This window comes from Aeromonas sp. MR7 (assembly GCF_963899385.1).
GTDB lineage: Bacteria > Pseudomonadota > Gammaproteobacteria > Enterobacterales > Aeromonadaceae > Aeromonas > Aeromonas bestiarum.
Genome location: NZ_CAWQXH010000007.1, coordinates 54,661 through 79,531 on the forward strand (window position 1 = coordinate 54,661; position 24,871 = coordinate 79,531).

Sequence of the window (24,871 nt, forward strand, 5' to 3'; positions counted from 1 at the left end):
TGTCACCCCTTCTATTTCCCGCCCCTCTGCCCAAATCCAAGTCCGATACCATGGCTCGGCACCTGAATGACAGACATAAAAAACGACTCCATTTGGAGTCGTTTTTAACAGAGCCATCTGGCTAATTCAATCGCTGTGGCTCGAGTGCCTGTCAGCCCTTGGCAGGCAGGCTCAGGCGGGCGACCGCTTCCACATGCATGGAATGCGGGAACATGTCCACCGGCTGCACTTCATCCAGCACGAAGCCCTGCTTGACCAGCCAGGCGAGATCGCGGGCCAGGGTCTGCGGGTTGCAGGAGACATAGACCAGACGGCGCGGCGCCATGGCGACCAGGGTCTGCAATACCGCCTTGTCACAACCCTTGCGGGGCGGATCCAGCACCACCACGTCGGCGGTCACGCCCTGGGCGTGCAGCTCGGGCATCAGCTGCTCGGCCTTGCCCACGTGGAATTCGGTGTGCTCTATGCCGTTGAGGGCCGCGTTGCGACGGGCGTCGCTGATGGCGCTCTCCACCGATTCTATCCCCACCACCTTGGCGGCCTTGCCAGCCAGGAACAGGGAGATGGTACCGATACCGCAATAGATGTCGAACACAGTCTCGTTGCCGGTCAGCTCGGCATATTCAAGGGCGCTGGAGTAGAGCACATCGGTCTGGGTCGGGTTGTTCTGGAAGAAGGAGAGCGGCGAGATCTCGAACTCGAGTTCATGGATCTTGTCGCGGATCACCCCTTCACCCAGCAGCACCCGGTTGCTCGCACCCAGAATGCGGTTAGTGCGCTCATCGTTGATATTCTGCACCAGGGTGGTGATGGGCAGATCGCTCAAGCTCGCCAGCAGCTCGGCTTCGAACGGCAGTGTTTCACCCAGGGTCACCAGCACCACCATCAGCTCGCCGCTCTTGAAGCCCTTGCGGGTCATCAGGTTGCGCACACAACCGGTGTGATTCACTTCGTCATAGGCGGCGATGTCATGCTCGCGCATCCAGCCACGCACCCGGGCGTTCAGTTCCACGTGCAGCGGATCCTGAACCGCGCAATCGTCCGCAGTGATGAGATCGTGGGAGTGCTTGCGATAAAAACCAATCTCGGCGCCGGCCTCACAGCCACGCACCGCATATTGCGCCTTGTTGCGATAGGCGAACGGACTCTCCATGCCGAGGATGGGGTTGACCGTGGTGTCACCCAGCCCGACCTGTTCCAGTGCGCTCTGCACCAGTGCCTGCTTGAGCTTGAGCTGGGCCGGGTAGGCCAGCGGGCGCACCTGGCAGCCACCGCACTCTGTGTTGGGGCAGAAATCAGCGACCCGATCGGCAGACGGCTGGAGCAGCTCGGTCAGCTTGCCATGCAGATAGTTCGGCTTGACCTCGGTCAGCTCAACCAGCGCCTGCTCACCGGGTAGCAGACCCTCGACAAACAGGGGGCGATCGAACAGGCGTCCCTTGCCATCCCCTTTGTCGGTCAGTTCCAGGATCTCGATCTGGTGTTGATGTCCCACTAACGGCATGAGCGGCTCCAAAGGCGTAGAAAATGATGGGAAAAATGGGGCAAGCCCATTCAAGGGTGGCAGAGTTTAGCGGAGATCCTGTCAAATTGCAGGCATAAAAGCTGGGGCAAGGCGCACTCCACTTTTGCAGACATAAAAAAGCCGCCGGCATAACCGGCGGCGATCCTGTCAGCAAGTGACCCAGCGCGGTTACAGGCTATAGGCTTTCTCACCGTGGGTGGTGACATCCAGCCCTTCCCGCTCCGCATCTTCCTTCACTCGCAGGCCGATGAGCAGATCCACCAGCTTGTAGGCCACGACCGAGACGGCCCCGGACCAGAGGATGGTGACCCCGACCCCGATGGCCTGGATCTTGACCTGGGCCAGGATGGAATAGCCTTCCGCAACCTGGTTGGTGACATAGTCCCACACCCCGGTGCCGCCCAGATCCGGGCTGGCAAAGACGCCGGTCAGCAGGGCACCGAGAATGCCGCACACACCGTGCACGCCAAACACATCCAGGCTGTCATCGGCTCCCAGCAGGCGCTTGAGGCCGTGAACCCCCCACAAACCGGCCACGCCGCTGATGAGACCCATCACCAGGCCACCGCCAACTCCGACGAAACCGGCCGCCGGGGTGATCACCACCAGACCGGAGACGGCGCCGGAGGCCGCCCCCAGCAGGGAGGGACGCCCCTTCATCACCCACTCGGCCAAGGTCCAGGAGAGCGCAGCCGCCGCCGGTGCCACCCAGGTGTTGATGAAGGCCAGTGCGGCTATGCCGTTGGCTTCCAGCGCGGAGCCGGCGTTGAAACCGAACCAACCGAACCAGAGCAGGGAGGCCCCTATCATTGTCATGGTGAGGCTGTGCGGTGTCATGGGATCACGTCCGTAACCCAGACGCTTGCCCACCAGATAGGCCCCCACCAGACCCGCCACGGCGGCGTTGATGTGCACCACTGTGCCGCCCGCAAAATCCAGTGCACCATGCTGGAACAGATAGCCGGCCGTCGCCGTCGCGGTCGCCGCCGCCTCGGCCGTGGTATAGGCATCCGGGCCCGCCCAGTACCACACCATGTGGGCCAGCGGTATGTAGGCGAAGGTGAACCAGATCACCGAGAACAGCAGCACGGCGGCGAACTTGATGCGCTCGGCGAAGGCACCCACTATCAGGCCGCAGGTGATGGCCGCAAAGGCCCCCTGGAACACCACGTAGATGAACTCGCTGATGCCGACGCCCTTGCTGAAGGTCGCCGCAATGGAGTCAGGCGTGACCCCCTTGAGCAGCGCCTTGCTGAAGGAGCCGTAGACACTGTTGCCCTCGGTGAAGGCCAGCGAATAACCGTAGAGGATCCACAACACGCAGATGAGCGAGAACAGGGTGAACACCTGCATCAACACGCTCAGCATGTTCTTGCTGCGCACTAGGCCGCCATAGAACAGGGCCAGTCCCGGAATGGACATCAGGATCACCAGTGCCGCCGACAGCAACATCCAGCTGTTGTCCCCCTTGTTGATGGTCACAGCGGCTGCGACTGGCGCCGCGGCCTGCACGACCTCGGCCGATGCGGCCACCACCTCTTCAGCCCAACTGGGGGCGGCCAGCAAGGCGGCAAGCGCCAACAGGCCAGTCATCACGAGTCTCTTGAGCATACAGCCATCTCCTTCCCTGTCGTCCCGGCACCTGTCCGGGTCCATTTCCTGATATGAACATCGAATCCGACAATCCACACAAACTCACACTCAGCACACACTTGCCACTGCCCTGGTCATGCTTCCTTCATCGGGCAGCGTCATGGCGACATGATTGCTTTAAAGCATAAAGCAGGCCAACTCACTAAGTTGATTATAATCAACACCTTAATATCAAGTAGGTTGACCAATGCACCAGATTGGATCACAAGCTGCGCCAACCTGAGCAAGCGCGCACTTCTGCTGTGCAGCGCAACCAGCACGCACCGAAATAGAGCAGATCATAAGCCGGAACAGATTGCAGAGCGGTGACGGACACACAGCCGAATGCGGCAGAAACAAGCCACCCAGCATACGAACGATGAGAGTGCTCATGGACAAAGGGATAAAGGGATAAAGGGATAAAGAAGGGAACACCAAGCGGAAAGGAGGCAGAAAAACAAAAGGCCATCATTGCTGATGGCCTTTTGTCACTTAATCTGATGGTGCCGGGGTCTCTATCGAAACAAGAGATTACTCCACTGATTTTAAAGGAAAAACTTATCGGTTACTTTTTCTTATACCCCCATAAGTACCCCCACCACTGTGACGGTGGCATCTGTATTTCCGGATCAATGCGGGATCTCTCAAAGCTAAGCCCCTTCCCTGTCTCGGGGAAATGCTCCCTGTTTAGGGTACGGTGAGGGGCCGGGCCGTCCAGATAAGCGCCCCTACATTTGGTCACCGGCGTACCGGTCTGCCCCGCCGAAATGTCGGGTCAGGTCACCAGCGACACCAAGAGCAACTGGGCAGAGGTCAGTTCCCTATTGCCCACACATCCCTGTTTCATACTCACCGAGTTGTTCTTCGCGCCGATGTATTTCGTTTTGCGCAGTTCTGCGCAATTGCGCAATCTCCAAACCCCTCATAACCTCCCCAACCCCTGCCACACCTAGCTCCTCCAATGTGGAAGTCACCATTGTGTTTCGTTTTTGCGCAGTTCCAGTGCGCAGATAAAGTGCACAATTTGCGCAGTTTGTGGTGAGCCGTTCTGAGGGAATTGCGCAGACGATGAGGGGGGCAGGTGGCCGGCTCAGGAGGGATGATTCATCCGGGAGCTGTGGCACCTGCTGTGACTGAATGCCATCAGGTTAGATGCTGAGTTACCGCTATCGGAGCAGTGGGCTGTCAGGGTCTCTGTGACAGTGTCAGGGAATCCACGACACTGTCACTTGAAGATAGCCACCTGATAAGCACAGCTAATGGCCAGGGAATGGCGCCGCAAGAACGGAGCCCACCAGGTGACGGCATGGAGCATAGCCGAATTTGGCTGAAGTATTCTCCCCAATTGTGCTGGCCGATGAACTTCAGCCGTATCTGACCCTCTGGGCTCATTACATAAAGGGCTGCAGTCCTACAGGGGAGCTAGCCCAACCGACCCTTGATCCACCGAGTAACCACTGCAGGATCGGCCAACAGCTCAGCCAGTGGCACATGGCGCACACAATACTCAACCTCTTGGTGCTGGGCTGCGGTAGTCCACTCTTCTGTTGGCTCAGGCCAAGGAATGTCGCTCCACAGCTCATCGAAATGAAGCTCACTATCCTGAGTACAGCGGAACAGGTTCACCTCCACTACAGCCTTCCCCATTTTCAGCTCCAAGGGATCTGGCATGCCTTTGCTATTCCCTCTCTGAGATGAGCCCTTCTTGAAGGCGTCATCAATATAGAGCCGCAGTGCCAAAGTCATATCACCAGCACGGGCCTTATCACCATCCCAAGTACGGTAACCATGAGTGGAGGCAAACAGCGGGATGTAGTCCCATACCCAGGAACTGGAAGGCCTGGAGCTGCCTGAACAAGGGCGGCCATTCTCACTGGGTTTCCAATACCAGAATGTGGCATCAATAGACTCTTGGGCAATCTGATCAAACAGCGGCAAGATCCGCTGGTAGAAACCGGCCGCCAGGCGGTGGGCTTGCCCCAGCTGCTCGACCAATCGTTCTGCCTGGGCTAATTCATGAGTCATCCGAAAATCCTTAATCGGTCAATCTGACCTGTGATAGTGAAAGCAACTTATTGAATACTGGTGGCCAGCAGGTGGTGATCCAAAGTCAAATCGTTGGCGAAGCTCATCAGGGGAGCCCAGTTATCCTGAGCTGGCATCTTGACGCTCAATGACAACTGCTGACAGGCGACGGCCAGGTCCAATGAGGGCGCACTGGCATAATCCAATAGGGGTTGCCAACTTGGAGCAGATGGCAACATGCCAAATAGGCTGAAAGCCTCCATCCAGTCCTGACAGATCGCTTCGTCTTGCCGGCAACTGGTAAACATAGGGTTGTTCTGCAGTAAGCGACGAAGATCGCTCCACTCCAGTTGGGTCATGGGTGCAAAACGCTTGGGGTGTTCATCTGTAGGCAAAGGGGCTGGCAGGGTATTACCGAGAGCGACGAAATGAATCCGCTCATATTCCTGATACTCAGTTTCGACACTAAGCGCCGTCATCTGTGCTCGCCACTGGTCTTGGTACTGGCCACCGCCGAAGGGTGGCTTGACCTCAATCATCACCAGCTCATTCTCAAAACGCAGGATCACATCGGGCTCGACATACCCACGCTCTTCCCACTCAGTGAGGCGAGACCAGAGTTCAATTTCAATGAAAGTAGGTGCTAGCCGCTTTGCCTGCTCAAATCCAATCAGGCAACCCAGCACTGTTTCGAAAGCACCATTTGATAAGTAGGGGAGTCGCCCAAAGAAGGTGGCTGTGAGCAGGTCTTCATTGCGCTTGAACAGCTCACGCCAGCGGAGAGACTGGCCACCTTGTTCAACTCTCCCGGCCTTGCCATGCAAAATGGCATGCAGCATCTCAACTCCTTGTCATATCGATATTTCAGGCAGGCTCTCTCCACGGAGAAAAGCCTTCGAGATCCTGCTTGAATACCCACACGACTACCAGCTAATCCGTCACAAAATGGGGCAAAATGTTTGACTGGATAGGGAGCTACTTTCTATTGTCGCCTACAACATGACCCCGGCCGCTTGGTTGTTTGCAGTTTACGCCGGGGTTGTTGTTTGATGACTGTCACGCTGGGTGACCAGGGATAGTCGGCGCCCTGCCAGCGGTCAGGCCAGAGCACCTTCCACCAGCGATTCGGCCAGGGCAAGCTGGGTCTGCTGGCTGGTTTGCAGGCGGGCTTTAAGTTGATCGCAGAGGGCCATTAACTCATCCACTTTATTCATAATATGGTTTTGCTCTCTTATAGGGCCCAACGGAATAGGAGCAAACTTAAGCTTATCTTGAGAAATATTCATTTGGCTTTCAGCCATGCCAGATTTGGAACCATCAATATAGGCAGCCGTTGCGCCAGCATTAAGGCATAGAGATATAAAACGCTCAGACAAACCAACTCCAACCAAATGGAATCGAATTATCTTGTCAGAAATCATCAGCTTCGGTCTGGTTTTTTCGACTAAGCATGAAATTCCTACTCTATTTTTAGGGCCAGCACGGGTAATTAGTATGTCGCCAACCATAACTTCATACTCTGGCCTTGGGGTCTTTGTTTTATCAAGAACTTTGTTCTCATATTCTCGATACTCCAATGCTTGTACTGCTGTTGTTTTCAGCACACCCCAAGTATCAATATCTGGTGAGGCTTCAGGAGGACAAGCAGGACTCCAGCCAGCATCCATTATAGTTATGAGGTCTCTTAAATAGCACCACTCCCACCCCTGTGGCAGTTCAAACGGCTTGTCGTCTTCGCAAATCGCAGGTAGCGGCTTCTCTTTTTTGATTTTCTTCTCTTTGACCAGCTGCGCCTTTTCGGCAGCGATGCGTTCCAGCAGGGCTGAGGCGGGTTTATCGCTCGGGTCTTGCGGTACCAGCTTGCCCATCACAGCCAGTTGCAGAATGGTCTGTTTCAAGGCGTCGATACTGGCCTCGGTGGTGAAGAGAGTATCGAAGTGAGTGCTTAGCCGCGCCCAGTTTTGCGCCAGTTCCCCGGCATCGCCGGAGTCAGTCAGGGTGGTGAGCAGAGCCTCTACCAGTGTCTGATGAGCCGCCAGCTGCGCCTCACATTGCAGCTCCAACTGGTCGTAAATAGCCATCAATTCATCGACTTTGGCCACGATGCGGTGTTGTTCTTGAATCGGTGCAATTGGAATTGGGAGTTCCTCCCATTTTCCTCTGTTGATTATTGGTGTGGCAGAACCTGTCGCCTTTTCAAGAAGCACTTTATAAAAAAAACTCGCAGTCATCACTGCTAGTAAAAACTTTGAGTTTATCTCTATCGGTCTAATAGCATTAATTTGTTGATTGAACGCAATCAGTTTATTAGCTACAACAGCTTTCCCTATAGAACCACCAATACACACCATCAGGATATCGCCATTATTGGCTTCTGCACTATGTTCTAACCCAAGTTCACTGAGGTTTTTATCTGTATCCAGCAGCTCACCACTGATGGATATTTGACCTGGACCAATAAAGGGAATTACTCCATTAAAAAATGCATGATTAGCAGTGCTCGGTGTTTTACCTGTAGAACCTATTCCTGCATTTCCAAGTTTGATCCATGTCCACCCAACAGGTAGCTCAAAAGGTTTCTCCTCCTCGCTAATTTCCGGCAAGGCTTTGGGCTTTTTAATCTTGCCCTCTTTCACCAGCCGCATCTTTTCGGCGGCAATGCGTTCCAGCAGCACGGAGGCCGGTTCATCGCTCGGGTCTTGCGGTACCAGTTTGCCGCGCACGGCCAGATCCAGGATCAGCTCACGCAATTTTTTGATACCGGTGAGTTCCAGCTTGCTGTTGCTGCCGCGCCCGACACTGCTTTTGGGGCGCACCGCTGCAGTCCAGAGATCCAGATGGTCGGTAATCAGATTCTCGATCGCCATTATGCCTGCTCCCCTTGCTTGGCCGCCCCCTTACCCAAGGCTTCACCCAAAATGACTTTTAGCTGGTCACGAAGAGTCTGGATCCCGGCCTGTTCTGTGGCATAGCGCGACAGCAGCTCGTCAGGGTCATGGCTTATTTGCTCGCCGACATGGGGGTTTTTAATATCGAGGTTGAAGTTACGCTCGATGATGGTGTCGATGCTGACCTTCCAAGCATGCTCGTTCTCTACCCGAGCGGCAAAGCTGTCCGCCTCATCACCCCACCAGGCGATCTCTGCCTCAAACTCCTCGAACTTCATCGGCTTGGTCTTGCTGTAGCTTTTGGCCCCAGCCGGGTAGGGATGCTCGTAGAACCAGGTTTCCTTAGTAGGCTGGCCCTTGGTGAAGAAGAGGATATTGGTCTTGATACCGGTATAGGGGGCAAAGACGCCGTTGGGCAGCCGCACTATGGTATGCAGGTTGCATTCGCTGGTGAGCAGTTGCTTGATCTTGGTCTTGACCCCTTCGCCAAACAGGGTGCCATCGGGCAGCACCACGGCGGCGCGGCCGCCTTTTTTCAGCACCTCGATGATGAGTTGCAAGAAGAGGTCGGCAGTCTCACGGGTGCGCATGTCCGAGGGGAAGTTTTGCTCAATGCCATCTTCTTCGGTGCCACCAAAGGGTGGGTTACTCAGGATGACATCGATGTCGCTGTCCCAACTGGAGAGCGGTTGATTGAGGGTGTTACCGTGGCGAACCTGAACCGGTACCTCAATGCCATGAAGCAGCATATTGGTGGTGCAAAGCAGGTGTGGCAGTTGCTTCTTCTCCACCCCCAGGATCTGCTGCTGCAGGGTTTGATGGTCGCTGACTGACTGGACGTAGTGCTCTTTCACATGGTCAAAGGCGCAAGCCAGGAAACCGCCGGTACCGCAAGCCGGGTCCATGATCCTCTCCCCCAGTTTGGGGTCAATACGGTTGACCATAAAGCGGGTCACTGCGCGCGGTGTGTAAAACTCACCGGCGTTACCAGCGCTCTGAAGGTCACGCAGGATCTGCTCGTAGATATCACCAAACAGGTGGCGCTCGCTGCTGTCGGTAAAGTCGATTTCGTTGAGCTTGTTGATCACCTGGCGCAGCAGAGTGCCGTTCTTCATGTAGTTGAAGGCGTCGGAGAACGCCTCTTTCACCACAAAGCCACGGGGGTTAAGTTTGATGCTGACAGGCAGGTTTTTCAGGCTATCAAACAGATCGTCGTTAGTGAAGTCGAGCAGTTCATCACCAGTAATCCCTTCACCATCAGCAGCCCAATTACGCCACAAGAAGCGCTCGGGAATAGGGTGGCGATATTCACTGCCCTGTTCAAATTCCAACTCCTCTTCCTGAGCATCGAAGATTTTAAGGAACAGCAGCCAGGAAAGTTGGCCTAGGCGCTGGGCGTCGCCGTCGATACCGGCGTCCTTGCGCATGATGTCCTGGATAGATTTGATGACCGAGCTGATGGATGACATGGTTTTCTCTTTCTTGCGAAGACGTCAGAAACATCGATAAAAACAAGTGGCCATAGTCTGTAGGCCACTCGGGTTACTGTTCTATTGCCGGGAGGCCGTCAGGCGCGCTGTTGCTCGCTGTAGATCTCTTGCTCCAGCTCGGTGATGGCCTGCTCAAACTTTTGGGGGCCACCAAAGCCTTTTTTGGCCAACTCCAGCGGACGCCCCAGCTCGGTAAAGGGGGCGACTTTGAGCGCGTCCTTGGTTTCTATTTCGGCAAAGCCTTGGTCAGCATATTTGTCAAGCAGATTTGTCAGCACTTGCTGAGCGGTCTCGTTGTACTTGGTGAAGTAGTTACGCTTTTTGACGTTATCGGCCCGCTCGCGGCGTGTCAGCGGCGGCTGATCGTATACCACATGACAGATAAGGTCGAACGGGTCGAGCTCTTGACCCACTTCGGCACTCAGGACTTCCCACAGCACCCCAGCCTGGACCAGCTCATCCATGATGGCCTGCTTGCGCTCAGCAGCCTGCCAACGCCTGGTAAAGGCATCCAAGGTGGCAAACTCCTTGAGCAAGGTCTTACGGGTATAATCCTTGAATGACTCGGTCACCAGCTTGCCATCGGCATCGTAATACTGCACCCGCTCGGCAATGATACTGACAGGAACCCCATTGACAAAAAACTTGCGGACTTCCGACTGAGGATCGCCTGTCGGGTCAAAGGGGCCACCCTGGCTACCACCCGCGCTACCTGTGGTATAGGTTCCTTCTCCTTCCCCAGTATTGCCAGCCGCTCCCGGCTCACTTCCATCACCTCCCTCATCTGCTGGTAAGGGGTCTGCACCATCGATGATGTCACTAAGGCCATCATCTGGGTCATTAATGGCTTCCGGCTTGGTAACGATGACTCGTACAGGATCACCATCAAAACGAGGATCGGCAAACAGCTCCGTGGCCTTCTTGAAGTCGAGGATGGTGAACCAGAGCTTGCCGTACTTATCGTCTATGCGGGTTCCACGGCCAATAATCTGCTTGAACTTAGTCATGGACTGAATGTTCTGATCGAGCACTACCAGCTTGCACGTTTTGGCATCCACCCCTGTGCTCATCAGCTCGGAAGTCGTGGCGATGACAGGATATGCCCTCTTGGGGTTGATGAAGTTATCGAGCTGGGCCTTGCCAAGATCATCATCACCAGTGATTTTCATCACGTAGCGCTCGTCCTTGGCCATCTGCTCTGGATTGAGATTGACCAACGCCCGTCGCATCCTGTCGGCATGATCGATGTCGTTACAGAAGACAATGGTCTTTGCCATCGGATCGGTTTTCTTGAGGTAGTTCGTTATGGTCTCGGCCACCAGCTGAGTACGCTCATCGATCACCAGGGTACGGTCAAAGTCCTTCTGGTTGTAGATGCGATCTACTATCTCGTTACCCTGTTTATCCAACTGCCCCTTAGTGGGCCGCCACCCCTGCAGGTCCACGTCGATATCGACCCGCACCACCTTGTAAGGGGCAAGAAAACCATCCTCAATCCCTTCTTTCAGAGAATAGGTATAGACGGGGTCACCGAAGTAATCGGTGCTGGAGACGGTCTCGGTTTCTTTGGGCGTGGCTGTCAGGCCAATCTGTGTGGCCGATGAGAAGTACTCTAGGATCTCGCGCCAGGCACTATCCTCGGCAGCACTGCCGCGGTGACACTCGTCGATGATGATGAGATCGAAGAAATCCGGAGAGACTTGTTTGAAAGCTTTCTGAGCCTCTTCTGGTCCAGTCAGCGCTTGGTAGAGGGCAAGATGAATTTCAAAAGCTGGATCGACGGTGCGACCCGTCACCTTGGTCATCGCTGAGCCAAAGGGCTGAAAATCGTTCTGCTTAGTCTGATCCACCAGGATATTACGGTCCGCAAGGAAAAGGATGCGCTTCTTGGCTTTGGCCTTCCACAAGCGCCAGACGATTTGAAAAGCGGTATAGGTCTTGCCGGTACCGGTAGCCATCACCAACAGCACTCTATCCTCGCCGGCAGAGATAGCCTCTATGGTTTTGTTTATAGCCTGCAGTTGATAGTAACGGGGGCTCTTGTCGCTACCATCCGAGTAATAATCCTGGCTGATCATGGGTAGTTGAGCTGATGTGTAACCTTTCCAGGAACAGAACTTGTCCCACAACTGATCGGGGGTGGGGAAATCAACTAGCGAGACCTCTGTCTCCAGCTGCTGACCATTAGTTTTGTCATGGAAAATGAAACCGTCACCGTTGCTGGCAAAGACAAAGGGCACATCCAGCATGCGGGCATAGTCGAGCCCCTGTTGCATGCCCTTACCGATCTCATGCTTGTTGGCTTTGGCCTCGATCACCGCCATCGGCAAGCCTATCTTATGGTAGAGCACTATGTCGGCCGATTTGACCTTCTTGCGAGCGGCCATTTGACCCCGCACCACCACTTTGCCATCCCGCAGTTTCACCTCCTGGCGGATCTGGGTCAGGTCATCCCAACCCGCGGCCTTGATAGCAGGCAACAGGTATTTGGAGATGATGTCGGCTTCGGTGAGGGTTGCCTTGTTGATCTCGGCCATGAGTGATTTCCGTATACGGGACAGAATTAGTCGAAATCATCTCATAGAATCAGCCAAATTTGGTTGATCTTGGACTCATTAAGGATACTAATTGAGACGCCTTGGGACGACATGGTCCCCAAGCATTACTGACCCCCACTAGCTGACGAGGTTTTCCAAGATCTGGTCCGCCTCTGGCATACCTTGGCGATCGCTGACCATCAGGTAGCGGAGGGTGTCCTTGGCTTCATCCCGGGTCCGCGGCCGTAGCTCTGCCAGCTGACCGAAGATGAACCAGTCTCGGGCAGACGACTCCATGCGGTGCTCGTAATCGCCACTGGTATCACAGGCCTTTCGCAGGCAGTGAAGGTCATTCCAGTAGGCCAGCTCGTGAAGGCAATCGCTCAAGGTGTGTGTGAATCGCCCCTTCTTTCCTAGACACCCAGAGCCAGCACCTTCTCTTTGCCACTGAAGCGGAACTTGAGGCGCCAGTATTTTCCGGACGAAGTGACCAGCAAGAACAGGCCCTTTTCATCAGACAGCTTCTGCTGTTTGCCATTGAACTTGGCTTGTCGGGCGGCGGTATCGGCTAGCGGCATGGGGGTATCTCCCGTTTTAACTTGGAGGTACGTGACAGACGCTGGGGATATAAGCCGCAACTCCACAGGCCAGGAATGGCAAGGGATAGCGAGCTGTGGGGGTACTTTTTACCCCTTCTAGGGACTGTACCCCAGAGATACCCCAGAAATGGGGGGATGTCATGAGGCTTTATGATACGACAAGAGACAACAAAAAACCCGCAAGCCTTACGCTATGCGGGTTTCTGGTCTGCCGTGGTACGGCATGAAACTGTAATATGGTGCCCGGGGTCGGACTCGAACCGACACGATTATTCATCGGCGGATTTTGAATCCGCTGCGTCTACCGATTTCGCCACCCGGGCAACTGCGAGGGATTATACGAATGGCGCGATGCCATGCAAGGTGTTTTTCGCGTGCGCACTCTCGTTTGCTCATTTATTCAACGCCTTGCCGATGCGGGGTCAGTTACATAGAATGCCCGCATCATATTAATGGAATAAGAACGATGGCCAAGCGTAAACCAGTCCAACCCACATCCACCTCCCACACAGTCCCCCACTACCCTTCGGCGGGCCTGTTGCGCCGACTCGGCGCCCTGCTCTATGACTATCTGGTAGTCATCTCCTTGCTGATCATCGCCGGCTTCATCGGTATGGGGGTGGCACATCTGCTGCTGGCAACCGGCGCCGCCACTCTTCCCGAAGGCAAAGATGCCTCCTGGCTGCTGACCAGCCCGATTTACAGTGCCTGGCTCGCCTTCATCATCTGTGGTTTTTACACCTGGTTCTGGACCCGTGCCGGTCAGACCATAGGCATGCGCGCCTGGCGTCTGCGTATCCAGAATGCGGATGGCAGCAACATCCGCATCACTCAGGCGCTGATCCGGCTGGCGACGGCGGCCTTCGGCCTCGGCAACCTGATGTGCCTGTTCAACCGCAAGGCACCGCGCGCCTTTCAGGACATCTGGTCCGAATGTGAAGTGGTGGTGCTCGGCAAACAGGAAAATCTGGAGATGCTGAACAAGTAATTGCAGGTCAATGCAGCAACGAAAAAGGGCACCAACAGGTGCCCTTTTTGCAGTCCAACGCGCGGCGCTACTGCTTGCGACTGAGGATATAGAAAGAGATACCGCCAAACAGCAGACTGGGGGCGATGGCGGCAAGGATAGGCGGCACCGCATACACCAGGCTGATGGGGCCGAACACCCGATCGCTCACGTAGACGGCGAAGCCGGTCATGATCCCCATCAGCATCCGCGCGCCCATGCTCACCGAACGCAGCGGGCCGAAGATGAAGGAAGAGGCCAGCAGTATCATGGCCACCACGGAGAGCGGCGACAGCAGCTTGCGCCACATCTCCAGCTTGTAACGTCCGGCATCCTGCTTGTTGGCATCCAGATAGCCGATGTAGTCGAGCAGCCCGGCCACCGGCAGGTTTTCAGGATCGATACTCACCACCCCCAGCTGCTTGGGGGTGAGCTCAGAGGTCCACTCCATCTGGGCCTGCGTCTCGCTCTGGATCTGCTTGGGATCGTCGAAGCGGGTCACCTGCACCTGTTTGAGCAGCCAGTGGTGCTGTTCAAACACCCCCTCCTGCGCCTGCAGGATATCGATCAGTTTGCGCTCCGGGGTGAAGCGATAGAGGGTGATGCCGGTCAGGGCGCCGTCGTTGCGCACCCCGTTGATGTTGACGAAGTTGTTGCCATCGCGCGCCCAGACCCCGTAAGCCGAGACCGTCAGCCGTCCTTCCGACAGGGCCCCCGCCTTGACGTCATCCGCCATCCGCTTGGCGATGGGCGCCACATACTCACCCATCAGGCCCACCAGTATCATCAAGGGGATGGCCGTCTTGAGCGCCGCCATCACTATGCTGATCTTGGAGCGACCCGCCGCCTGCATTACCACCAGCTCCGAGCTGGTCGCCAGCTGGCCCAACCCTATGAGCCCGCCCAGCAGGGCTGCCAGCGGGAAGAACTGAACCGCCTCCTTGGGCATGGAGAGCAGGACGTAATAGAGCGCATTGATCATGTCGTAGTTGCCTTCCCCCACGGACCTGAGCTGCTCAACATATTTGATGAGCGCAGCCAGCCCGACCAGGGTCAGTTCACACAACAGGACCGACATGAAAATAACCCGGCCGATATATCTATCGAGAATGCCAAACATCAGCAGAAACTCCCCGGTTGCAGCATCATGCTGATTTTTTCCTCAAATACAGACGTATAGAGAGGAAGCGACATCAAAATGATCCGGTCGCCATGTCTATCGAGAATGCCAAACATCAGTAGAGACTCCCAGATGGCAACATCATGCCGATTTTCTCTTGAAATAGAGGGTCTTGATCCCGTTCCACCAGCTGGTGCCCTGCAGGTTGAGCGGCAGACCGATCAACAGCAGATAGGCCAGCGGCACCAGAAACATCCCCGGCCAGTGGGGCAGGCGTCCGCTGTCGATGGCCGAGCGCGCCGCGCTGAGCAACAGGAAGTAGGAAAGATAGAGCAAGATGGCCGGCAGCAGCTTGGCGTAACGCCCTTGGCGGGGATTGACCCTGGCCAGCGGCACCACCAGGAAAGTGAGCACCAGGATGGAGAGCGGCAACGACAGGCGCCACTGCAACTCGGCCATCATGCCGTTGTCCTGCGTTCCCAGCAGCTCCAGAGTCGGCTTGGCGGCCGCCTTGCGGCTGGAGCGCTCCATCTCCTGCTGGCGGATCACCAGGCTGTACTCGTCAAATTCGGAGATCTGGAACTGCTTGCTGCTGAAGTGACCCTCGTAACGGGAGCCATCCTTCAGGGTCAGCCACTGCAGGCCGTTCTCATCGACCGTCACCACCCCTTCCGTCGCCACCACCACAGAGGGCGGCTTGCCCTCCTGGGAACGCTGCAGCACGAAGATCTTCTGCAGCCGGGAGCCCTTGTCATTCAGCTCCTGGATGTAGGCAACGAGGCGCCCCTTGTCGAGCTCCATGAAACGGCCGGCCTGCAGGAAGGAGATACCCGGATCGGCCTTGAACTCGTCGATCACCTGATACTCGCGCTCCTTGGCCTGCGGGGCGATCCAGCCGGTATTGAAAGCGGCAACGGCCGCGGTCAGCAAGGCCAGCACCATGGCGCTGCGCATCACGAAGCGGTGGCTGAAGCCCACCGCATGCATAACAGTCATCTCACTTTCGGCATACAGGCGACCGTGAGCAAACAAGATGGCTAAAAACAGGCTGATAGGCAGCATCAACAAGGCCATATTGGGCAGGTTGAGCAGCAACAGGGTGGAGACCAGACGCGTCGGCACCTCGCCATCGGCGGCATCACCGATGATCTGGATAAATTGTTGGCTGACAAAGATAAGCAGCAGCACGAACAACACTGCCAGCTGGGTTTTCAGGGTTTCCCTGAACAAATATCGGAAAACGATCACAGTCATTCCCAAGTAAACTTGTGTTTTTAGTCGAATGCCTGAAAAATAGGGCCGTATATTGGATTTTTACCAGTTTGAACTGCGGAGCCTATGGCTGTTCGCTCCGCCTCTGATACCCCAACAAGCACCGCATTATTCAATAAAAGGTGCCTTTTGTCTTTAGGATGTAGGAGATTCCATGGAGTTCAGTGTAAAAAGTGGCAGTCCTGAGAAGCAACGCAGTGCCTGCGTCGTGGTCGGCGTATTCGAGCCGCGTCGCCTCTCTCCGGTTGCCGAACAACTGGACAAGATCAGCGATGGCTATATCAGTTCGCTGCTGCGCCGTGGCGACCTGGAAGGGAAACCAGGCCAGATGCTGTTGCTGCATCAAGTACCGGGCGTGCTCAGCGAGCGCGTATTGCTGGTCGGTTGCGGCAAGGAGCGGGAACTCGACGAACGCCAGTACAAGCAGATCATCAACAAGACCATCACCACCCTCAACGAGACGGGTTCCATGGAAGCGGTCTGCTTCCTGACCGAACTGCACGTCAAGGGTCGGGATACCTATTGGAAGGTGCGCCAGGCGGTGGAAACCACCAAGGCGGGCCTCTACAGCTTCGATCAGTTCAAGACCAACAAGGCTGAGCCGCGCCGTCCGCTGCGCAAGCTGGTGTTCAACGTGCCGACGCGTCGGGAACTGACCATTGGTGAGAAAGCCATCTCCCACGGTCTGGCCGTGGCGAAAGGGGTGCGGGTCTGTCGCGACGTGGCCAACATGCCGCCCAACGTCTGCAACCCGGCCTATCTGGCCTCCCAGGCTCGTCGTCTGGCCGATGCCTTCGACAACATCACCACCAAGGTGATCGGTGAGCAGGAGATGGCCGAGCTCGGCATGAACTCCTATCTGGCGGTGGCCCGCGGCTCTGAAAACGAAGCCATGATGGCCATCATCGAATACAAGGGCAACGCCGATGCCAAGCCCATAGTGCTGGTCGGCAAGGGTCTGACCTTTGACTCCGGCGGCATCTCCATCAAGCCGGCCGAAGGCATGGACGAGATGAAGTACGACATGGGTGGCGCCGCCTCCGTACTCGGCACCATGCACGCCCTGGCCCAGTTGCAGCTGCCCATCAACGTCATCGGCGTGCTGGCCGGTTGCGAGAACATGCCGGGTGGCAACGCCTATCGCCCGGGTGACATCCTCACCTCCATGTCCGGCCAGACCATAGAAGTGCTGAACACGGATGCGGAAGGCCGCCTGGTGCTGTGCGATGCCCTCACCTACGTGGATCGTTACGATCCCGAGACCGTCATCGACGTGGCGACCCTGACCGGTGCCTGCATCATAGCACTGGGCCACCACACCACGGGGCTGCTGGCCAACCACAACCCGCTGGCCCACGAGCTGCTCAACGCCTCCGAACAGGCCGGCGATCGCGCCTGGCGCCTGCCGCTGTTCGACGAGTATCAGGAACAGCTGGAGAGCCCGTTTGCCGATATGGCCAACATAGGCGGTCGTCCGGCCGGCACCATCACGGCTGCCGCCTTCCTGTCGCGCTTCACCAAGAAGTACAACTGGGCCCACCTGGATATCGCCGGGACTGCCTGGAAGAGTGGCAAGGATAAAGGCTCCACCGGTCGTCCGGTGCCCCTGCTGACCCAGTTCCTGCTGAACCGGGCCGGCGTGGATATCGAAGAGAAAGAGTAACTCCCCTGCCCCTTCCGGTGAATGCATCGGAAGCGCGGGAGTTGCCCAGTACCACAAGGAAGAGGCCCGCCTCTTCCTTGTTTCATTGAGTGCTGGCAGGAAAACACCCCTGCCAACCCTCACTGGCGGTCAATAGTCCGTCACCGCAAACGGGATCAACCTGATGAGCCAAGTGACCTTTTACCTGATGAGCGAGCCGGATGACGCGCAGGCCACCGCCGTCGAGCGGCTCGCCTGCCAGCTCGTAGCCGATGGCTGGAGTGCGGGCCATCTCTACCTGCTGTGCGACGACGAAGCCCAGGCCCTGCGCCTGGACGAGCTGTTGTGGCAATTGCCACCTGAGCGTTTCGTGCCGCACCAGCTGCAGGGCGAGAGCGGTCAGGCGCCGGTGGAGATAGGCCATCAGCCGCCGAAGCGGCGCTATGCCCGCCTCATCAATCTGGCCAGACAGACACCTTTGTTTGCAGGACACTTCGCTCAAGTGGTAGATTTTGTCCCCACTGACGAAACGCAAAAGCAGCAAGCCCGCGAGCGCTACAAGCACTATCGCCAGGCAGGCCACGCCCTCGAGATGAGGGATCAGCCCGTCCTTGCCGCACCGGATCCGGCGCAGCCCTGACTGCACCACCCTCGATCCACGACGAATCAACACCAGACTCCATCCATCCAGAATACGGCGAGACCATGGAAAAGACTTTTAATCACAACGCCATCGAACAGGCGCTCTATCAGCACTGGGAAGCCCAGGGTTACTTCAAGCCCCACGGCGACACCAGCAAAGACTCCTTCTGCATCATGATCCCGCCGCCGAACGTCACCGGCAGCCTGCACATGGGTCACGCCTTCCAGCAAACCCTGATGGATACCCTGATCCGCTACAACCGCATGCAGGGCAAGAACACCCTGTGGCAGGCGGGCACAGACCACGCCGGTATCGCCACCCAGATGGTGGTGGAGCGCAAGATTGCCGCCGAAGAGGGCAAGACCCGTCACGACTACGGCCGTGATGCCTTCATCGACAAGATCTGGCAGTGGAAGGAAGAGTCCGGCGGTACCATCACCCGCCAGATGCGCCGCCTCGGCGACTCGGTGGACTGGGAGCGCGAGCGCTTCACCATGGATGAGGGTCTCTCGAGCGCCGTGCAGGAAGTGTTCGTCCGTCTCTACGAAGATGGCCTGATGTACCGCGGCAAGCGTCTGGTGAACTGGGATCCCAAGCTCAACACCGCCATCTCCGATCTGGAAGTGGAAAACCGCGAGATCAAGGGCCACATGTGGCACCTGCGCTATCCGCTGGCCAACGGCGCCAAGACAGCCGAGGGTCAGGATCACCTGATCGTCGCCACCACTCGTCCGGAAACCATGCTGGGCGATACCGCCGTCGCAGTGAACCCGGAAGATCCCCGTTACAAGGCGCTGATCGGCCAGCATATCCTGCTGCCGCTGGTGAATCGTCTGATCCCCATAGTCGCCGACGAACACGCCGACATGGAGAAGGGCACCGGCTGCGTGAAGATCACCCCGGCCCACGACTTCAACGATAACGAAGTGGGCAAGCGCCACAACCTGCCGATGATCAACATCTTCACCCTGGACGCCCACGTGCGCGCCGAGGCCGAAGTGGTCGACACCAACGGCAACCCCAGCACCGCCTACGACGCCGCCCTGCCGACCGAGTTCGCCGGTATGGAGCGCTTCGCCGCCCGCAAGGCCATCGTGGCCAAGCTGGACGAGCTGGGCCTCTTGGCCGAAATCAAGGATCACGTGCTGCAGCAGCCCTACGGCGATCGCGGTGGCGTGCCCATCGAGCCCATGCTGACCGACCAGTGGTACGTGCGCGTGGCGCCCATGGCCAAGACCGCCATCGAGGCGGTGGAAGATGGCCGCATCCAGTTCGTGCCCAAACAGTACGAGAACATGTACTTCTCCTGGATGCGCGACATTCAGGACTGGTGCGTCTCCCGTCAGCTGTGGTGGGGTCACCGCATCCCGGCCTGGTATGACGATGCCGGCAACGTCTACGTGGGTCGTGACGAGGCGGAAGTGCGTGCCAAGCACAGCATACCGTCCGTGACCACACTGCGTCAGGACGAAGACGTGCTCGACACCTGGTTCAGCTCCGCCCTGTGGACCTTCTCCACCCTGGGCTGGCCGAACAACACAGAGGCGCTCAAGACCTTCCACCCGACCGACGTGCTGATGAGCGGCTTCGACATCATCTTCTTCTGGATCGCCCGGATGATCATGATGACCATGCACTTCATCAAGGACGAAAACGGCCAGCCGCAAGTCCCGTTCAAGACCGTCTACATCACGGGTCTGATCCGTGACGAAGAAGGTCAGAAGATGTCCAAGTCCAAGGGCAACGTGCTGGATCCGCTCGACATGATCGACGGCATCTCGCTGGAAGACCTGATGGAGAAACGCACCGGCAACATGATGCAGCCGCAGATGGCCGAGAAGATCGGCAAGCGTACCGCCAAGCAGTTCCCGGAAGGGATCGAGGCCCACGGCACCGACGCTCTGCGCTTCACCCTGGCGGCGCTGGCCAGTACAGGTCGTGACATCAACTGGGACATGAAGCGCCTGGATGGCTACAACAACTTCTGCAACAAGTTGTGGAATGCCTCCCGCTACGTGCTGATGAACACCGAAGATCAGGATTGCGGCTTTGGCGGTGGCGAGATGGCGTTCAGTCTGGCGGATCGCTGGATCCAGTCCCAGCTGCAAGTTGCCATCCGCGACTTCCGCACCGCGCTCGATACCTACCGCTTCGACATCGCGGCCGGCGTGCTGTACGAATTTATCTGGAACCAGTTCTGCGACTGGTATCTGGAGCTGACCAAGCCGGTGCTGGGCAAGGGGTCGGAGGCCGAGCAGCGTGCCACCCGTCACACGCTCGTCAGCGTCCTTGAAACCCTGCTGCGTCTGGCGCACCCCATCATCCCCTTCATCACCGAAACCATCTGGAAATCGGTGGCGCCGCTGACCGGTGTGCACGCCGACACCATCATGCTGCAAGCCTTCCCTGAGTTCGATGCCGCCAAGGTAGACGAGGCCGCCATGGCGGATCAGGAGTGGGTGAAGGAGTTCATCGTCGGCATTCGCAACATCCGCGCCGAGATGAACGTGGCGCCGAGCGTGGACCTGAACGTACTGCTGAAATGCGATGCCAAGGATGCCCGCCGCGCCGGTGACAACGAGGCCTTCCTCAAGTCGCTTGCCCGTCTGGAATCCATCCGCGTGCTGGCGGACGGCGAAGTGGCTCCCCTGTCGGTGAAGAAGCTGATCGGTGCCACCGAGCTGATGATCCCGATGGCCGGTCTCATCGACAAGGATGCCGAACTGGCCCGTCTGGCCAAAGAAGTAGCCAAGCTGGTCGGCGAGTGTGGCCGCATCGAAGGCAAGCTCGGCAACGAAGCCTTCGTAGCCAAGGCGCCGGAAGCCGTCATCGCCAAGGAGCGCGAGAAGCTGGAAGAGTATCGCGCCCAGCTGGTGACCCTCGAGACCCAGCAGGCCGAAATCGCCGCCCTGTAAGGCAGTTTCACGCCTGAAAAAGCCCCCTCCCGCAGGGGGCTTTTTGTTGCCATAAATCCCTTCTCACGGCCTTTCTTCGTCCCTCTGTACAAAATTAGCGAGCCAAATCACCTGCTTTCACAAGCGCATCGCCCCCAAATTCATTACACTGCCAGCGATCTTTTCTACTCGGAGTGCTGTTGCAGTATGGAAATATTGATCCTGTTTGGATTGATTTTGCTTAATGGCGTCTTTGCCATGTCGGAAATCGCCATCGTTACCGCACGCAAGGCTCGCCTCAGCAAGATGGCGAGCGAAGGCAGCCGCTCAGCCGCCATTGCCCTCAAACTGAGCGAAGATCCGACCCATTTCCTCTCCGCCGTCCAGATCGGCATCACCAGTATCGGTCTGCTCAACGGTATCTACGGCGAATCCCTGCTGGCCCAACCGCTGGCCCTCTGGCTGCAGGAGTGGGGCATGGCCGCCAAGAGCAGCAGCCTGCTCGCCACCGTGCTGGTCATAGTCGTGGTCACCTACCTCTCCATCGTCGTCGGCGAACTGGTGCCCAAGCGCCTCGGCCAGCTCAGCGCCGAGCGCATCGCCTGTCTGGTGGCCCGCCCCATGATGTGGCTGGCGGCCATCACCCGCCCCTTCGTCTGGCTGCTGTCAGCCTCCACCAAGGCCAGCCTGCGCATCCTGCGCGTCAGGCAGGATGGCGGGGCCAACGTGACCCAGGAGGAGATCCACGCCATGCTGGTGGAGGGCTCCGAAGCCGGGATCATCGAAGACCACGAACACACCATGCTGCGCAATGTGTTCCGCCTCGACGAGCGCAGCCTCTCCTCGCTGATGGTGCCACGCAGCGACATCCGCTATCTGGATCTCGCCCTGCCGCTGGAGGTGAACCTGCAACGGCTGGTGGAGTATCGCCACAGCTTCTTCCCGGTTTGCGATGGCAGCCTCTCGGATCTGGTGGGCATACTCAACGTCAACAAGGTGCTGCACGCCTACATCAAGGGGGAGCCCATCGATCTGGCGGCCCTGACCCAGGATGGCAGCCTGTTGCCGGAGACCCTCAATGGTCTGGAGCTGCTCAATCACTTCCGCGCCCACTCGGAGCACATGGTGCTGGTAGTGGACGAATACGGCGAGCTGCAGGGGCTGGTCACCCAGCAGGATCTGCTGGAGACGCTGGCGGGTGACTTCCAGCAGGATAACAGCGATGACAACTGGGCCTTCCAGCGCACCGACGGCAGCTGGCTGCTCGACGGTCTCATTCCCCTGCCGGAGTTGAAGGACTGCTTGGGACTGGTTCGGCTACCGGAAGAAGAAAAACATCACTATCACACCCTCGGAGGGCTTATCATGCTGCTCCTTGGCCGTGTTCCTCAGACCGGAGATCTGGTGACTCTGGAGCAGTGGCAACTGGAAATTGTCGACATGGATGGTCTGCGCATCGACAAGGTGCTTGCCATGCCCTTGATCGATCAACCCAGCTAATTTAAGCGGAGCTTGTGAGTATGGAGCAGTTTTACCAACTGGCTCACGCCTTTATGCATCAGGATCTGGCGATGCTGTCGGATCCCAAGATGGCCTTCATGGTCTGCGGCGTGTTGCTAACTTTTCTTGTGCTGGAGAACGGGTTCATCCCCACCGCCTTCCTGCCCGGCGATAGCCTGCTCATCCTGACGGGTGTGCTCATCTATCAGGACGTACTCCCCCTTGGCATAGTGCCACTGCTGATCCTGGCCACCTTCGTCGGTACCTGGTTCGGCTATATGCAGGGGCGCTTCCTGGGTCATACCCGCATGTACCATCGCCTGATGTCCCACATGGACGACAAGCACAAGGAGAAGGTGTTCTACCTGCTCAACAAGTACGGCATCCTGACCCTGATCACCGCCCGCTACATCGCCTTCGTGCGCACCGTCTATCCCTACATAGTCGGGGCGACCGAGATCCCGCAGGGGCGCTTCCTCATCGTCAATCTGGTCAGCTCCATCATGTGGGTCACCCCGCTGGTGAGCCTGGGTTACTACCTGAGCCACACCAAGCTGGCGGCCCAGTACGAATCACAGTTCCTCAGCATCATTCTCTACCTGCCGCTGGTGCTGCTGGTCGGTGGTGTTGTCGCCCTCATCTGGCGCTGGCTGAGCAAACGCAAAGCTGTCACCCCACGGGATTGAGACAAATGGAAAGGGCCATCGCAGGATGGCCCTTTTTTTATCGAAATAATGGCGAATTACTCTCTGGTGCTCTTGTAAAGCAGGGGTAAAAATGAGTGAATCTAGCGCCTTTTTTTCGACGTGAACGGAGTCGGTAGTATGCGGTGTCGGGTTAGCGCAATGGCGCTGGTATATGCATTGGTTGGACTGCTGGGCTTGCCAGCAGCATTGGCTGCCCCCAACCCGGCCAAACTGCAGTTGCAATCGAGCAGCGCCCTGGTGATGGACGTCAATACGGGCAAGACCCTGTATCAGAAGAATGCCACCCGGGTCCGACCGATCGCCTCGATCACCAAGCTGATGACGGCACTGGTGGTGCTGGATGCTCGCCAGGATCTCAAGCAGACCCTGACCATAGACCAGAATGACAGGGATGCCATCAAGCACACCTATTCCCGGGTGCGCATGGGCACGAAAGTTACACGCCGCGATGCGCTGCACCTGGCACTGATGTCCTCCGAGAACCGGATGGCCTCGGCCCTGGCGCGCCACTATCCCGGTGGACGCCCCGCCTTCGTGCGCGCCATGAACAACAAGGCCAAGCAACTTGGCATGCGCAACAGCCGTTTCTACGACTCCACCGGCCTGTCGACGCGCAACGTCTCCACCGCCCAGGATCTGGCCAGGCTCATCTCTGCCGCCTATCGCCAGCCGCTGATCCGTGAGTTCACCCAGGACACCAACAAGGAGATGCGTTTCAGCACCCCCGCCTACAGCCTGATGTTCAACAACACCAACCCGCTGGTGAAGAACCCGGACTGGGATGTGCGCCTCTCCAAGACGGGTTTCACCGACGAGGCGGGCCGTTGCCTGCTGATGCGCGCCAAGCCGGACAGCCGCGAGCTGGCCATAGTGCTGCTCAACTCGGTGGGCAAGCGCACCCCGATCGGCGATGCCAACCGCATTCGCAAGTGGCTGAAAAGCTGAGTTTCCAACCCGGAATTGAAAAAGGATGCTGCGGCATCCTTTTTTATTGCCCGCAGATCCGCACCTCGTCTCCACCCGCCTCACTATGTGCCGTCAGCGCCCCTCAGGACGCAGCAGGGAGCCGGAATCTACCGGGATTGCTGCCGGGCAAAGGAACGCCGCATGGTGCGATAGAGCAAGGAATTCAGAGGGATAGCGGGAGAAGAACAGAGGAACAAGGGAGGCAATACCTGACGGAGCCCTGCGGCAGCGTATTGACCTTCACCCGCCGGATCCGGCCCATAAAAAAACAGCCCCGACCTGAGTCGAGGCTGTCTGTATGGTGCGCCCGGGAGGATTCGAACCTCCGACCACCTGGTTCGTAGCCAGGTACTCTATCCAGCTGAGCTACGGGCGCTCATCAACTTTTGGTACTGCTAAAATGGTGCGCCCGGGAGGATTCGAAC

17 protein-coding genes and 2 tRNA genes are annotated in these 24,871 nt (G+C 57.4%); 7 read left to right on the forward strand and 12 right to left on the reverse strand.

Annotated features, from left to right (window positions below; all coding sequences use genetic code 11):
• Window positions 1-151: 151 nt before the first annotated feature.
• The 9 genes from rlmD to AACW87_RS03975 all read right to left on the reverse strand — a co-directional run bounded on the left by rlmD (window position 152) and on the right by AACW87_RS03975 (window position 13,019).
• Entirely contained in the window at window positions 152-1,504 is a 1,353-nt protein-coding gene (gene rlmD / locus AACW87_RS03935; RefSeq protein ID WP_103472556.1) for a 23S rRNA (uracil(1939)-C(5))-methyltransferase RlmD, read from the reverse strand.
• Window positions 1,505-1,693: 189 nt separating this feature from the next.
• The gene (amt, locus tag AACW87_RS03940) at window positions 1,694-3,136 is read right to left on the reverse strand and encodes an ammonium transporter (protein WP_043139808.1); all 1,443 of its coding nucleotides are present in this window, start codon (window positions 3,134-3,136) and stop codon (window positions 1,694-1,696) included.
• Window positions 3,137-4,579: 1,443 nt separating this feature from the next.
• A complete protein-coding gene (locus AACW87_RS03945) occupies window positions 4,580-5,182 on the reverse strand; it encodes a hypothetical protein (protein WP_241326617.1) in 603 nt (200 codons plus the stop codon).
• Between the two features lie 47 nt (window positions 5,183-5,229).
• A complete protein-coding gene (locus AACW87_RS03950) occupies window positions 5,230-6,021 on the reverse strand; it encodes a hypothetical protein (protein ID WP_241326618.1) in 792 nt (263 codons plus the stop codon).
• Between the two features lie 258 nt (window positions 6,022-6,279).
• Window positions 6,280-8,049, reverse strand: coding sequence for a restriction endonuclease subunit S (locus AACW87_RS03955; protein WP_241326619.1), 1,770 nt, complete (start codon window positions 8,047-8,049; stop codon window positions 6,280-6,282).
• A complete protein-coding gene (locus AACW87_RS03960) occupies window positions 8,049-9,539 on the reverse strand; it encodes an N-6 DNA methylase (protein ID WP_241326620.1) in 1,491 nt (496 codons plus the stop codon). The genes AACW87_RS03955 and AACW87_RS03960 overlap by 1 nt, the downstream gene beginning before the upstream one ends.
• A 98-nt stretch (window positions 9,540-9,637) precedes the next feature.
• The gene (gene hsdR / locus AACW87_RS03965; protein ID WP_241326621.1) at window positions 9,638-12,097 is read right to left on the reverse strand and encodes an EcoAI/FtnUII family type I restriction enzme subunit R; all 2,460 of its coding nucleotides are present in this window, start codon (window positions 12,095-12,097) and stop codon (window positions 9,638-9,640) included.
• 413 nt (window positions 12,098-12,510) lie between these two features.
• The gene (locus AACW87_RS03970; protein ID WP_241326622.1) at window positions 12,511-12,675 is read right to left on the reverse strand and encodes an Arm DNA-binding domain-containing protein; all 165 of its coding nucleotides are present in this window, start codon (window positions 12,673-12,675) and stop codon (window positions 12,511-12,513) included.
• A gap of 258 nt (window positions 12,676-12,933) precedes the next feature.
• Window positions 12,934-13,019 (reverse strand) — tRNA-Leu (locus tag AACW87_RS03975).
• A 143-nt stretch (window positions 13,020-13,162) separates the two neighbouring features.
• Here AACW87_RS03975 and AACW87_RS03980 point away from each other — a divergent pair.
• Window positions 13,163-13,684, forward strand: coding sequence for an RDD family protein (locus AACW87_RS03980; protein ID WP_181003744.1), 522 nt, complete (start codon window positions 13,163-13,165; stop codon window positions 13,682-13,684).
• Window positions 13,685-13,751: 67 nt separating this feature from the next.
• Here AACW87_RS03980 and lptG read toward each other — a convergent pair whose 3' ends face one another.
• Together lptG and lptF are read right to left on the reverse strand one after the other, a co-directional pair.
• The gene (lptG, locus tag AACW87_RS03985; RefSeq protein ID WP_098982153.1) at window positions 13,752-14,822 is read right to left on the reverse strand and encodes an LPS export ABC transporter permease LptG; all 1,071 of its coding nucleotides are present in this window, start codon (window positions 14,820-14,822) and stop codon (window positions 13,752-13,754) included.
• 141 nt (window positions 14,823-14,963) lie between these two features.
• Window positions 14,964-16,076: an LPS export ABC transporter permease LptF gene (lptF, locus tag AACW87_RS03990; protein ID WP_043139858.1), complete on the reverse strand. Its 1,113-nt coding sequence runs from the start codon at window positions 16,074-16,076 to the stop codon at window positions 14,964-14,966.
• A 172-nt stretch (window positions 16,077-16,248) separates the two neighbouring features.
• On the opposite strand from lptF, the gene pepA reads away from it, so the two are divergent.
• The 6 genes from pepA (at window position 16,249) to pbpG (ending at window position 24,425) form a co-directional block, all read left to right on the forward strand.
• Window positions 16,249-17,757, forward strand: coding sequence for a leucyl aminopeptidase (pepA, locus tag AACW87_RS03995; RefSeq protein WP_042866538.1), 1,509 nt, complete (start codon window positions 16,249-16,251; stop codon window positions 17,755-17,757).
• Window positions 17,758-17,920: 163 nt separating this feature from the next.
• A complete protein-coding gene (locus AACW87_RS04000) occupies window positions 17,921-18,376 on the forward strand; it encodes a DNA polymerase III subunit chi (RefSeq protein ID WP_043554491.1) in 456 nt (151 codons plus the stop codon).
• Between the two features lie 65 nt (window positions 18,377-18,441).
• On the forward strand, window positions 18,442-21,294 hold the full coding sequence (locus AACW87_RS04005; protein ID WP_241326623.1) for a valine--tRNA ligase: 2,853 nt from the start codon (window positions 18,442-18,444) through the stop codon (window positions 21,292-21,294).
• Window positions 21,295-21,480: 186 nt separating this feature from the next.
• Window positions 21,481-22,773 carry a hemolysin family protein gene (locus AACW87_RS04010; RefSeq protein WP_241326624.1) on the forward strand — a complete coding sequence of 431 codons (1,293 nt, stop codon included), beginning with the start codon at window positions 21,481-21,483 and terminating at the stop codon, window positions 22,771-22,773.
• A gap of 20 nt (window positions 22,774-22,793) precedes the next feature.
• Window positions 22,794-23,459, forward strand: coding sequence for a DedA family protein (locus tag AACW87_RS04015; protein ID WP_043139871.1), 666 nt, complete (start codon window positions 22,794-22,796; stop codon window positions 23,457-23,459).
• A gap of 138 nt (window positions 23,460-23,597) precedes the next feature.
• Window positions 23,598-24,425: a D-alanyl-D-alanine endopeptidase gene (gene pbpG, locus AACW87_RS04020; RefSeq protein WP_098982142.1), complete on the forward strand. Its 828-nt coding sequence runs from the start codon at window positions 23,598-23,600 to the stop codon at window positions 24,423-24,425.
• Window positions 24,426-24,745: 320 nt separating this feature from the next.
• Here pbpG and AACW87_RS04025 read toward each other — a convergent pair.
• Window positions 24,746-24,822 (reverse strand) — tRNA-Arg (locus AACW87_RS04025).
• Window positions 24,823-24,871: the final 49 nt, after the last annotated feature.